This window comes from Paraburkholderia flava (genome assembly GCF_004359985.1).
GTDB classification, from domain to species: domain Bacteria; phylum Pseudomonadota; class Gammaproteobacteria; order Burkholderiales; family Burkholderiaceae; genus Paraburkholderia; species Paraburkholderia flava.
Window position 1 is genome coordinate 62,211 of the sequence record NZ_SMRO01000002.1, and the last position, 12,410, is coordinate 74,620.

The 12,410-nt window shown below is 64.6% G+C and carries 12 protein-coding genes; 5 read left to right on the forward strand and 7 right to left on the reverse strand.

Features of this window, described 5'->3' with window-relative positions; translation table 11 throughout:
* Positions 1–62 precede the first annotated feature (62 nt).
* From E1748_RS11625 to E1748_RS11655, 7 genes are all read right to left on the reverse strand, one after another.
* Positions 63–1,199, reverse strand: coding sequence for a zinc-ribbon and DUF3426 domain-containing protein (locus E1748_RS11625; protein ID WP_133647396.1), 1,137 nt, complete (start codon positions 1,197–1,199; stop codon positions 63–65).
* Between the two features lie 49 nt (positions 1,200–1,248).
* Positions 1,249–2,151, reverse strand: a complete 903-nt coding sequence (gene prmA, locus E1748_RS11630; protein WP_133647397.1) for a 50S ribosomal protein L11 methyltransferase — start codon at positions 2,149–2,151, stop codon at positions 1,249–1,251.
* Between the two features lie 2 nt (positions 2,152–2,153).
* Positions 2,154–3,521 carry an acetyl-CoA carboxylase biotin carboxylase subunit gene (gene accC / locus E1748_RS11635; RefSeq protein ID WP_133647398.1) on the reverse strand — a complete coding sequence of 456 codons (1,368 nt, stop codon included), beginning with the start codon at positions 3,519–3,521 and terminating at the stop codon, positions 2,154–2,156.
* A 138-nt stretch (positions 3,522–3,659) separates the two neighbouring features.
* The gene (gene accB, locus E1748_RS11640; RefSeq protein ID WP_133647399.1) at positions 3,660–4,124 is read right to left on the reverse strand and encodes an acetyl-CoA carboxylase biotin carboxyl carrier protein; all 465 of its coding nucleotides are present in this window, start codon (positions 4,122–4,124) and stop codon (positions 3,660–3,662) included.
* Positions 4,125–4,191: 67 nt separating this feature from the next.
* Positions 4,192–4,647, reverse strand: coding sequence for a type II 3-dehydroquinate dehydratase (gene aroQ / locus E1748_RS11645; protein ID WP_133647400.1), 456 nt, complete (start codon positions 4,645–4,647; stop codon positions 4,192–4,194).
* 194 nt (positions 4,648–4,841) lie between these two features.
* Entirely contained in the window at positions 4,842–5,399 is a 558-nt protein-coding gene (locus E1748_RS11650; protein ID WP_133647401.1) for a TlpA family protein disulfide reductase, read from the reverse strand.
* Positions 5,400–5,417: 18 nt separating this feature from the next.
* Entirely contained in the window at positions 5,418–6,074 is a 657-nt protein-coding gene (locus E1748_RS11655; protein WP_133647402.1) for a UDP-N-acetylmuramate--alanine ligase, read from the reverse strand.
* 183 nt (positions 6,075–6,257) lie between these two features.
* Between E1748_RS11655 and mpl the strand changes: the two genes are divergently transcribed.
* From mpl to mtgA, 5 genes are all read left to right on the forward strand, one after another.
* Positions 6,258–7,661, forward strand: coding sequence for a UDP-N-acetylmuramate:L-alanyl-gamma-D-glutamyl-meso-diaminopimelate ligase (mpl, locus tag E1748_RS11660; RefSeq protein ID WP_133647403.1), 1,404 nt, complete (start codon positions 6,258–6,260; stop codon positions 7,659–7,661).
* Positions 7,658–8,260, forward strand: a complete 603-nt coding sequence (locus E1748_RS11665) for a YqiA/YcfP family alpha/beta fold hydrolase (RefSeq protein WP_133647404.1) — start codon at positions 7,658–7,660, stop codon at positions 8,258–8,260. The genes mpl and E1748_RS11665 overlap by 4 nt, the downstream gene beginning before the upstream one ends.
* 117 nt (positions 8,261–8,377) lie before the next feature.
* Positions 8,378–10,489, forward strand: a complete 2,112-nt coding sequence (locus E1748_RS11670) for a ribonuclease catalytic domain-containing protein (RefSeq protein WP_133647405.1) — start codon at positions 8,378–8,380, stop codon at positions 10,487–10,489.
* Positions 10,486–11,373 carry a shikimate dehydrogenase gene (aroE, locus tag E1748_RS11675; RefSeq protein WP_133647406.1) on the forward strand — a complete coding sequence of 296 codons (888 nt, stop codon included), beginning with the start codon at positions 10,486–10,488 and terminating at the stop codon, positions 11,371–11,373. Before E1748_RS11670 ends, aroE begins: the two co-directional genes overlap by 4 nt.
* Positions 11,374–11,687: 314 nt before the next feature.
* Entirely contained in the window at positions 11,688–12,410 is a 723-nt protein-coding gene (gene mtgA / locus E1748_RS11680) for a monofunctional biosynthetic peptidoglycan transglycosylase (RefSeq protein ID WP_133647407.1), read from the forward strand.

Here is a 12,410-nt window from a genome sequence, read left to right on the forward strand (position 1 = left end):
TCAGGATTGAACGGGAAACGCACTCGCTCTTGTTTCGCAAAGACAGGCGAAACAGCGGGGCGTCATGGATAAAAAATCTGCACGCGGAAGTTCGATGCCACCGCGTTGCCGGTATCGAGACGCACGATCATCGTCTGCGTCGTGCGCGCCGGCAGGCCGGCTGCAACCGGCGTGCCGGGCTTCACATAGTCCTGCGGCCAGAGCACGCGACGCACCGCGACATTGTTCTGCGCGTCGAGCAGCGTGAGCTCGATCGCCGGATATGCGAGCGCGACGTTGAAGCGGTTGCGCAGCGGCATCTTCAGTTCTAGCCGGTGCGGACCGTCGACCTGACGCAGATCGGACGGCTCGACCTGTAGACCGTCGATGTCGCGCGGCGGCGCCACCGTGCAGCCAATACGCGCACATGCCTGCTCATACAGCGGCCGCGATTGCGGCCAGTACACCATCACCGTTTCGCGTTGCCACCACGCGAGCTGTGCGAGCAGCAGCACCAGCAGCGCGAGTGCGACGAGTATGCCGAAGATCCTCCAGCCGGTCCGGCGTGGCGCCGGCGCGCGGGTTTCGCGAACCACCGCGAAATGGTCGGTGCCGTCGGTGGGCGGCACGTCAGCAAACGGTTCGCCTGCGTGGCTGCTGAAGTGCGGTTCGAGGTGCGGTTCCTTGTCGAGCGGAGGCGGCGGCAGCGGCGACGATAGCGTGTCGGCGAGCGCGGGTTCGGTGGTGCTGCGCCAGGTGGGCGCGTCGCGCTCGTCCGGTGCGATGGATTGCGGTTCGGCGGCCGCATGTGACTCCGATGAAGCGGCAGCCGGCGGAACCGGAGCGGCGAACGGCGGCTGCGTGGACGGAGTGTGCGGCGCGGGTGGCTCGGATTGAGCGGCTGCGGCATCGGCGGCAGGCGCCCACGGGTTCCATGCGTCGCCACGGAAGTCGGGTGCGGCTGAATGTTCGAGCGATGGCGGCTCTGCCGACGGCGTGGCAGCCTCGGCGGCGCCGGAAGTCAGCGCTGCGGCGAGGTCGGCGGAGACCGGCGTTGCCGTCGAGAAATCGCCGCCCTCAGTGGTTTCGTACAGGCTGGTCGAGCCATCGAAGACTTCCTGGCAGTGCCCGCAGCGCACGAGACCGCGACGCAGCTGAAGCTGCGCCGGCTGAAGCCGGAAGACGGTTTCGCAAAAGGGACAGCGCGTTGCCAGGAGCATATCGGGCCTGGGAGCCGACTAGGGCCGGTGAGTGACGATAAGCCCTATTCTAATGGCTTTCGCGGCGGGTTCCTGTCAGGCATACCCAGCCCTCGTGTTCGCGCCAGACGGCGATGTCGATCCACTGCTGGTAGACGGCCGCCACTTCGTCCGCTTGCCGGGCAAGTACGCCCGACAGCGCGATGCGTCCGCCGGGTCTGACTTTCGATGCGAGCATCGACGCCATCAGCTTCAACGGATTCGACAGGATGTTCGCGACGACGATATCGAATTCGCCGGCCGGGCATGCGTCGGGCAAACCGTACGTGACGTCGGCGTGATTGCGCTCGCTGTTGCTGCGCGCGGATTCAACGGCCTGCGGATCGATGTCGATGCCGATCACCGGGTTCGCGCCGCACTTCTTCGCGAGGATCGCGAGAATGCCCGAGCCGCAGCCGTAGTCGAGCACCGATTGCCCTGCGACGACCGATTGCTCGAGCCATTCCATGCAGAGGCGCGTCGTCGGATGGCTGCCGGTGCCGAACGCGAGGCCCGGATCGAGTTCGAGAACGAGGGCGTCGGGGTCCGGCGCGTCGTGCCACGATGGCACGACCCAGATCCGTTCGCCGATCGGAATCGGATCGAACTGCGACTGCGTGAGCCGCACCCAGTCCTGCTCTTCGACCTCGCGCAGCGTGAAGGCAGGGACCGTCGGGAGTGCGAGCGTATTGACCGCGGCCGCGAGCAACACCGCCGGGTCATGCTCGGCTGCAACCAGCGCGATCACGCGCGAGTGCTGCCATGCAGTGCGTTCGGGGATGAGACCGGGCTCGCCGAAAAGCGGTTGCTCGTCGGGCGTATCGGCATCGGCGTCTTCGACCGATACCGACAGCGCGCCGAGCTCCAGCAGCGCATCGGACAACGCCTCCGCGCGCTCGCGCTCCATCTCGACGATCAGTTCCCGGTAGCTCATGCTTACGCTTCTTCCGGTGCGGCCTGCTGCTTCGCGGCGAGACGGTTTTCGAGGTAATGGATGCTCGTGCCGCCCTCGACGAACTTCGCGTCGAGCATCAATTCGCGATGCAACGGGATGTTCGTCTGGATGCCTTCGACGACCATTTCCGACAGCGCGATGCGCATGCGACGGATCGCCTGGTCGCGGGTAGCGCCGTACGCGATCAGCTTGCCGATCATCGAGTCGTAGTTCGGCGGTACGAAATAGCCGTTGTACGCGTGCGAATCGACGCGGATGCCGGGGCCGCCCGGCATGTGCCACGACGTCAAACGTCCCGGCGACGGAATGAACTTGAACGGATCTTCCGCGTTGATCCGGCATTCGATTGCATGACCGCGGAACTGGATGTCGCGCTGACGGAACGCGAGTTTCTCGCCGGCCGCGATGCGGATCTGTTCCTGCACGATGTCGACGCCGGTGATCAGCTCCGTCACCGGGTGCTCGACCTGCACGCGCGTGTTCATCTCGATGAAGTAGAACTCGCCGTTTTCGTACAGGAACTCAAACGTGCCCGCGCCGAGATAACCCATCTTCTTGCACGCATCCGCGCAGCGATCGCCGATCCGTTCGATCAGACGACGCGCGATGCCCGGCGCCGGCGCTTCCTCGATCACCTTCTGGTGACGACGCTGCATCGAGCAGTCGCGTTCGCCGAGCCACACGGCGTTCTTGAACGAGTCCGACAAGATCTGGATTTCGATGTGCCGCGGGTTCTCCAGGAACTTCTCCATGTAGACCTGCGGATTGCCGAACGCACGGCCCGCTTCTTCACGCGTCATGTTCACCGCGTTGACGAGCGCTGCTTCGGTGTGCACGACGCGCATGCCGCGTCCGCCGCCGCCGCCGGCTGCCTTGATGATCACCGGGTAGCCGACCGTGCGTGCAATCTTCACGATTTCCTTCGGATCGTCGGGCAACGCGCCTTCCGAGCCGGGCACGCAGGGCACACCGGTCTTGATCATCGTCTGCTTGGCCGACACCTTGTCGCCCATCATCCGGATCGTATCGGGGCGTGGGCCGATGAACACGAAGCCCGACTGCTCGACGCGCTCGGCGAAGTCCGCGTTTTCCGACAGAAAGCCGTAGCCCGGGTGGATGGCTTCGGCGTCCGTGACTTCTGCCGCGCTGATCAGCGCAGGCATGTTCAGGTAGCTCAGATTCGACGGGGCCGGTCCGATACAGACGGCTTCGTCGGCGAGCTTTACGTATTTCGCTTCCTTGTCGGCTTCGGAATAGACGACGACCGTCTTGACGCCGAGCTCGCGACACGCGCGCTGGATACGGAGCGCGATTTCGCCGCGATTGGCAATGAGGATTTTTTCAAACATAGCGGGTTTTCGACTCATCAAAGGGCGCTGCGCGGGTCGCGCGAACGAGCGGCATGCGCGAGAGCCTTGGAGGTTCGGATGCGCGTCCCGTGTGACTGACTACCGGACGCGCAGACGGCGGCTGCAATGCGCGCCGCGTTAGCCGACCACGTAGAGCGGCTGGCCGTATTCGACCGCCTGCCCGTTTTCGACGAGGATTTCCTTGATGACGCCAGAAGCATCGGATTCGATTTCGTTCAGCAGCTTCATCGCTTCGATGATGCACAGCGTCTGGCCTTCCTTCACCGTATCGCCCACTTGCACGAACGCATCGGCGCCCGGCGACGGCGAACGATAGAACGTGCCGACCATCGGCGACGTCACGACGTGACCCTGCGGAGCAGCGGGGGCCGGCGCAGCGGGTGCGGCTGCGGCCGGTGCTTCGGCGCCGCCCATCATCGGGAGCGGGGCGGACATCTGCTGGGCATAGGCGGGCTGCTGTACGTAAACCGGCGCTGCGTTCTTGACGATGCGCACCTTGCCTTCGCCTTCGGTGACTTCGAGTTCCGAGATGCCTGACTCGGAGACGAGGTCGATCAGGGTTTTCAGTTTACGTAGATCCATCGGGCTTCCCCTTTAATGCGTGAAGGGCCGGCGGCGTGGCCGCCGGCCTGATAGGTGTTGTCTGGAATCAGGCGCGCGGCGTGCCGGCTGCGAGCCGGTCGAGCGCAAATTCGAGTGCGTACAGATACCCCTTCCAGCCGAGACCGCAAATGACCCCTTCGGCCTGGTCGGACAGATACGAGTGATGCCGGAACGACTCCCGGCGATGCACGTTCGACAGATGAATCTCGACGAACGGAATGGCGACTCCCGCCAGCGCATCCCGGATCGCCACGCTGGTGTGCGTGTACGCGGCGGGATTGATCAGGATGAAATCGGTCTGCTCGGTACGGGCCGACTGGATGCGGTCCACGAGCGCGCCTTCGTGATTGCTCTGGAACGTCGCGAGCTCCACGCCGGCGTCGGCGGCACGGTCGGCCAGCGCCTGATCGATCTGCGGCAGCGTCACGCGACCATAAACCTCGGGTTCCCGGGTGCCGAGAAGGTTGAGGTTAGGGCCGTGCAGTGCCAGCAGTCGCGTCATGGTCGCTTGGTTTTCCGTGGAATTGGCCGCACTTTAGCGCCGATTAGAGAAATTTGTCTAGTTTCCCGGTTGGCCAGGGTGATCGCGCCCCGCTTGTGTGCGGACGCATTCGCGGCATCTTCGAGCAATTCCGCGCGATTTGCGCTCAACCGGACGGGTTCCGGCGGCAAGTGAAGGTTAAGGGATTGTGAGATCTACAGCGCGTCGAGCGTCTGTTTGAGTTCGGCCGGCTGAATCGGGCCTAATTTTGTCGAGCGGATCTTTCCTTTGGCGTCGATCACGACGGTAAAGGGCAGGCCGCCCGCCTGGTTGCCGAAGGTACGCGCGAGGTCGGCGCCGCCGAAGCCGATCACGTACACCGGGTAGTCAACCCGCACCTTCTGCAGGAACGCCTGCACGTTTTTATCCGAATCGACACCCAGCCCGATGAACTGGATGCCCTTCTTCGCGTACTGGCGGTGCAACTGCGCGAGCGTCGGCATCTCTTCGACGCATGGTCCGCACCACGACGCCCAGAAGTTCACGACGATCGGGTGCCCCTTGAACAGGCTCAACGACTGAGCCTTACCGTCGGCACTCGTGACCGGCGCGGCCCACAACTGCTCGACGGGGCTCTTTTGAGCGTCGGGAGCCGGTGCGGCTGCCGCGACCGGTTCGATCTCGGGACCGCGCAGCCAGTGGCCGGCAATCGCTCCACCACCGACCGCGACGATCGCCACGGCCACGAACGCGAAAATGCGCTTGCTGTTCATTGCTGTCGGTCTATCTATCTAGTTAGTAGTGGAGGGCATCGCATCGCCGCTGTCGAGCAGCGCCTGGACGGTCTGCACATTGGCGCGCGCCTGGCGGCCGCGAGCGTCGGCCCGCACCGCGCCGCGCAGATCGTCGGTGTCGTAAAGCGCGACGTGAATACCCACCGGCTCGGCGTCGCGGCCTTCGTTTGCCGAGCGCCACAGGAAGCTCAGTGTCTCGATCATGCCGCGGCCCGCGAAATGGCGCGTCTCCGAAACGTCGTACTGAATGTTCGCATTGAGCAGGTAAATGGCGACTTCTTTCGCGTCGTCGCAGAAAACCTGCAGATGCACGTCGGAATGTTCGCCTGCGGTACCGCCGAGTACCGCACCGGTCAGGTATGGATTGAACGGTGCGAGCCGCTGCATCCATTCCAGTGCGATCTTGCGCATGCGGCGCAACAGGATCGGCTGGCTGTCGCCCTGGAAGAGCGATTGATACTCGCGGATTTCTTCCTCGATCTGGTCGTTATCGGGCAGCCATTCGCCAGCAACGCGTGTTTCGCCGATAACCTGGCGGGCAGCTTTGCGCTTGGCCGTCGAATAGTCCAGGCCGTCCTCGGCGATCATCCTCGCCGCCGCGATGGCGATTTCCTCGCGCACGCGTTGGGGATCGAAATGTGATTTGCGAACCATCAGGCAATCATACTAGAGAATGTTGGCGCGCCTTTTCGGGTCCGGCGGACACGCAGCGAGCGTGTGCTGGAGCCCTGGGCGGCGCGGACCTGTCGGTTACAATAGCGTCCTTTGCGAACGGGCCTGCCGGCCATTGCGCAGCTCCTTCTCACGCTCGCTACGCCCGCGCGGCACGACAGTCTTATGCACATCCACATCCTCGGTATCTGCGGCACGTTCATGGGCGGTCTCGCGGTGCTCGCACGCGGCGCGGGTCACACCGTGACCGGCTGCGACGCCGGCGTCTATCCGCCGATGAGCACGCAGCTCGAGGCGCAAGACATCCGTCTCATTGAGGGTTACGGCGCGGAGCAGGTCGATCTGAACCCCGATCTGTTCGTGATCGGCAATGTCGTCACGCGCGGCAATCCGCTGATGGAGGCGATTCTCGATCGCGGCCTGCCGTACACGTCGGGCCCGCAATGGCTCGGCGAGCATGTGCTGAACGGCAAATGGGTGCTGGCGGTGGCCGGCACGCACGGCAAGACGACGACGTCGTCGATGCTGACCTGGCTGCTCGAAGACGCGGGGCTGAACCCGGGCTTCCTGATCGGCGGGGTGCCGCTCAATTTCGGCGTATCGGCGCGGCTCACCGATTCGAGCTTCTTCGTGATCGAAGCGGACGAGTACGACACCGCGTTCTTCGACAAGCGTTCGAAGTTCGTCCACTACCGTCCGCGCACCGCGATCCTGAACAACCTCGAATTCGATCACGCCGACATCTTCGCGGATCTGACTGCGATCGAAACGCAATTCCATCACCTCGTGCGGACCATTCCGGGCATCGGACGAATCGTCACGAACGGTCGCACCGATGCGCTCGAGCGTGTACTGACGCGCGGCTGCTGGAGCGAGGTCGAGCGGTTTGGCGTCGACGGCGGCTGGCAGGCGTTGCCCGCCGAAGAGGGCGTGCCCGTCGACGAACGCTTCGCCGTTTATCACAACGGTTTGCCCGCAGGAACAGTCGAGTGGCAGGTGCAAGGCGAACACAACCGGCTCAACGCACTCGCCGCGATCGCTGCTGCGCGCCACGTCGGCGTGCCGCCCGCGCAGGCCGCGCAGTCGCTGGCGACGTTCCGCAACGTGAAGCGTCGGATGGAAGTGCGCGGCAGCGTCGATGGCGTGACCGTGTACGACGATTTCGCGCACCATCCCACGGCGATCGAAACGACGATCGCCGGGCTGCGCGCCCGCATCGGCCGCGAACGCTCGCGCATTCTCGCGGTGCTCGAACCGCGCTCGAACACGATGAAGCTCGGCGTGATGAAAGCTCAGTTGCCGGCGAGCCTCACCGACGCCGATCTCGTATTCGGCTACGGCGCACCGGCCGGTCGCGACTCGCTTGGCTGGAATCTCGCCGAAGCGCTCGCGCCGCTCGGCAGCAAGGCACACGCGTTCGACAATCTCGATGCACTGGTGAAGGCCGTCGCGGCCGCCGCACAACCGGGCGATCAGGTGCTGGTGATGAGCAACGGCGGTTTCGGCGGCGTGCATCAGAAGCTGCTCGATGCGTTGTCCCGTAGAGATGAAGCGCGAGGCACCGCGTGATCCTCTATCTGCACGGCTTCCGCTCGTCGCCGCAATCGTTCAAGGCACGCGTGCTCGCTGAGCGTCTCGCCGAACTCGGTCGCGACGACGAATGGTGCTGCCCGATGCTGCCGGTCTCGCCGCTCGAGACGATCGCGCTCGCCGAGTCGCTCGTCGCGGCTGCGCCGTCGCAGCGCGTCACCGTGATCGGCAGTTCGCTCGGCGGCTATTTCGCGACCCATCTGGCCGAGAAGCATGGCTGGCCGGCCGTACTGCTGAATCCTGCCGTGGTGCCGCAGCGTGACCTCAGCGCGTATCTCGGCGAGCAGCCGTTGTGGCATGGCGGCGGTAGCATCGTCGTCGAGCCGCGCCATCTGGATGAACTGCGCGCGCTCGATGTCGCGTCGATTACGCAGCCCGACCGCTATTATCTGTTTGCCGCCACCGGCGACGAAGTGCTCGACTACCGCGAAATGCTCGCGCGTTATCCGGGCGCGCGGACCCGGCTCATCGAAGGCAGCGATCACGCGATCAGCGAGTTTCCGCAGTACGTCGACGACGTGCTTGCATTCTGCGACGCGACTCACGTCGCGCCGCCCGCGCCGAAAAAAGTGGCCTGACGCATTCGCGGCAGGCTCGAACCACGAACATGAACCGCTGTCAGTCGTTATAACCACGGCTATCACCATGGTGATGACGACGCAGACGGCCGATGCAAGACCGAACGAGAGTATTGAGTGAACGTTTTCTTTGAGGAATCCGGTAGTTTCAAGGCAGGCAGTGTGCTGTCACGCCAGGGCGACGCGTTTCAGGTCGAGTTGCCGGGCGGACGGCGCGCGAAAGTGCGCTCGAAGGACGTGCTGATCGAGTTCGAGAAGCCCGCCGCCGCCGAACTGATGGAGCAGGCCGATGCGACCGCTCAGGAGATCGATCTCGATTTCCTGTGGGAGTGCGCGCCCGAAGACGAGTTTCCGTTTGCCGCGCTCGGCGAGGAATACTTCGGCGCATCGTTCGGAGCGGTCGAGCGTGCGGCGCTCGTGCTGCGGATGCACGGCTCGCCGGTGTACTTCCGCCGCAAGGGGCGCGGCCAGTATCAGCGCGCGCCGCAGGAACAGCTGCAGATGGCGCTCGCGTCGCTCGAGCGCAAGCGTCAGCAGGCGCTCGTGCAGGCCGGCTACGAAGACGAGCTGAAGGCGGGGCGTCTGCCGGACGCGTTCGCGGGCAAGGCGCTCGGTCTGCTGACGAAGCCCGACAAGAATTCGATCGAATACAAGGCGCTCGAAGCGGCCGCAGCCGCGCGCGGTATCTCGCAGGCGAGTCTGATGCTCGAATGCGGCGGCGTCGCGTCGCCGCGCGCGCTGCATGAAGCGCGTTTCCTCGCGGAATTTTTCCCGCACGGCACCGGCTTCCCGCAGGTGTCGGTGGGTGCGCTGCCCGACGATCTGCCGCAGGCCGACGTCCAGGCATTCTCGATCGACGACGTCACCACGACCGAAATCGACGACGCATTCTCCGTCGAGCATCTCGCCGACGGTCGCGTGCGGATCGGCGTGCACATCGCGGCGCCGGCGCTCGGCATCGAGCGCGGCGATGCGGTCGATGCGATCGCACGCGCGCGGCTCTCGACCGTGTACATGCCCGGCGACAAGATCACGATGTTGCCCGATACCGTCGTCGAGGCGTTCACGCTGGCCGAGGGCGGACTGCGTCCGGCGCTGTCGCTGTACGTGATCGTCAATCGCGAGACGCAGGAAATCGTCACGAGCGAAACGCGAGCCGAGCGCGTGTTCGTGAAGAACAATCTGCGACACAACACACTCGACGAACTCGTCACCGAAGAGGCGCTTGCCGCCGGTTCCGGCGAGTATCCGCACAAGGACGACATCGCGGTGCTGTGGCCGTTCGCGCAGGCGCTGTTCGAAAAGCGCCAGCTTGCGCGTGCCGGTTACGGGCTGCGGCGCGAAGTGCAGCGCAATACCGATTTCAATTTCTACGTCGACGGCGAGCACATCACGATCACGCCGCGTCGCCGCGGTTCGCCGCTCGACACGATCGTCGCCGAACTCGCGATCCTCGCGAACTCGACATGGGGTGCGTTCCTGCACGATCACGGCGTGCCCGGCATCTACCGGACGCAGCGCGCGTTCGGCGTGCCGAGCGGCCCGAAGCGCACGCGGATGCAGACCAGCGCCGCGCCGCACGAAGGGCTCGGCGTGTCGCAATACGCGTGGAGCACGTCGCCGCTGCGTCGTTACGTCGACCTCGTGAATCAGTGGCAGTTGCTCGCGTGCGTGCAGCACGGCGTGATGGCGAAGCTCGCGGCGCCGTTCAAGCCGAAGGACGCCGATCTTTTCGCGGTCGTGCAGGGCTTCGACGACACCTATTCTGCGTACGCCGATTACCAGCGACGGATGGAGTACTTCTGGTGTTTGCGCTGGCTGAAGCAGGAAAATCGTCGGCAGGTCGAGGCGTCGGTGGTGAAGGGCGATATGGTGCGGCTCGACGAAATTCCGCTGTTGCTGCACGTGCCGGGTCTCGGCGTGCATGCACGCGGGACGCGTCTGCTGCTCGACGTGATGTCGATCGACGAGCTGACGGTTGAAGCGTCGGTGCGGCTGTTGCAGGTGCTCGATGCGCCGTCCGTCACGAGTGGCACTGGGGCTGAAGAGCCCGACGAAGCGGATGAAGAAATCGTCGATGCGGAACAGGCGTCCGCGGAGGGTGAGGGCGAAACGCAGGCGGAAACTTCCACCGATGCACCTGTCGATGCACCCGCAGAGGGCAGCGAACCGGAGGAATCCAGCGAGCCTGCATCTGCCGATCACTCCACGACGGAGCCGGGGCGATGAGCGTCGCGTCGCACGCGAGTCAACCGACGGAACCTGCTCGCGACCGCTATGCGGTAGTCGGCAACCCCGTTGCGCACAGCAAGTCGCCGTTCATTCACGCGCGCTTCGCCGAGCAGACCGGCGAGCCGGTCGAGTACGGCACGTTGCTCGCGCCGCTCGACGGCTTCGTCGCGCAGGTGCGCGCGTTCATCGACGCAGGCGGCCGCGGGCTCAACGTGACGGTGCCGTTCAAGCTCGACGCGCACGCGCTCGCCGATACGTTGTCGCCGCGCGCGGCAGCGGCCGGTGCGGTCAACACGCTGCGCTTTGACGCAACCGGTATTCACGGCGACAACACCGACGGCTTCGGTCTCGTGCGCGATATAGAAACCAATCTCGACACTGCGTTGAAGGGTGCCCGCATCCTGCTGCTCGGTGCGGGTGGCGCTGCGCGCGGCGTCGTGCTGCCGATGCTCGAACGCTTCCCGCATTCGCTGACCATCGTGAATCGTACGGCGGCGAAAGCGGATGCGCTCGTCGAACAGTTTGCGCAGGCTGCGCGTGAGGCGGGTTGTCGTCTGACGGGCGGTGCGCCGTCGGCGGTCGAAACTTCTGCATACGACGTGATCGTCAATGCGACGGCTGGTAGCCTCGATGCTGCGCTGCCCGAGTGCGACGCGCGTGCGTTCGGCAGCGGAACGCTCGCGTACGACATGATGTACGGCGTGCAGCCGACCGTGTTCATGCGCCACGCGCAGACGCTCGGCGCGCGTGCGGCCGATGGGCTGGGCATGCTGGTTGAGCAGGCGGCGGAGTCGTTTTATGTGTGGCGCGGGGTGCGGCCGGATGGTGCACCAGTGCTTGCGGCTTTGCGGGCGATGCTTGCGGCGCCGGCTGGGGCGTGAGCGGCGATGGGTCGATTTGCGGTCGACTACTTTGTATGGGATCAGGGTAAGCGCTAAACCCCAAAATGGGATCGACGCCGGAGTAAGGCGCTAAAGCGCTAACTCGGGCATGGGACCCGAGTAAGCGCTAAAACCCCAAAATGGGATCGACGCCGGAGTAAGGCGCTAAAGCGCCAACTCGGGCATGGGACCCGAGTAAGCGCTAAAACCCCAAAATGGGATCGACGCCGGAGTAAGGCGCTAAAGCGCCAACTCCGGCATGGGACCCGAGTAAGCGCTAAAGCGCTAACTCGGGTCGACAAAAGGTGAACGTCATGACAACAACCGCACGAGCACACCGACCAGGCCCATTCCGCTGGCTCGTCTACGTCGTCGCGGTATTCGCGCTGGCGTGGATCGCGACGCAGGCGTTCTACTTCGCGCAGATCGCGATCTGGAATTACGTGAATCCGCGCTCGACTGCGTTCATGCGCTCGGACGCGTGGCGTCTGTCCGACGACCGCCCCGATCTGTCGATCCAGCACACGTGGATACCGTACGACCAGATCTCGCACAACCTGAAGCGCGCGATCATCGCGTCCGAGGACGCGAACTTCGTCAACAACAACGGCTACGAAACCGACGCGATCCTGCAGGCATGGGAGAAGAACAAGTCGCGCGGCAAGATCGTCCGCGGTGGTTCGACGATTACACAGCAGCTCGCGCGCAATCTGTTCCTGTCGCGCGAGAAGAGCTACATCCGCAAGGGCCAGGAGCTGATCATCACGTGGATGCTCGAGACCCTGATGGACAAGGAGCGGATCTTCGAGATCTATCTGAATTCGGTCGAGTGGGGCAATGGCGTGTATGGCGCAGAGGCAGCCGCGCACTACTACTACCGGACGTCGGCGGGGAAGCTGACGGGCTGGCAGTCGGCGCGGCTCGCGGTGATGCTGCCGCGGCCGAAGTACTTCGATGAGCATCGCGGTTCCGCGTATCTGACGCAACGGTCCCGTGTGATCGCGCGCCGGATGGGCGCGGCTGAATTACCCGACTGA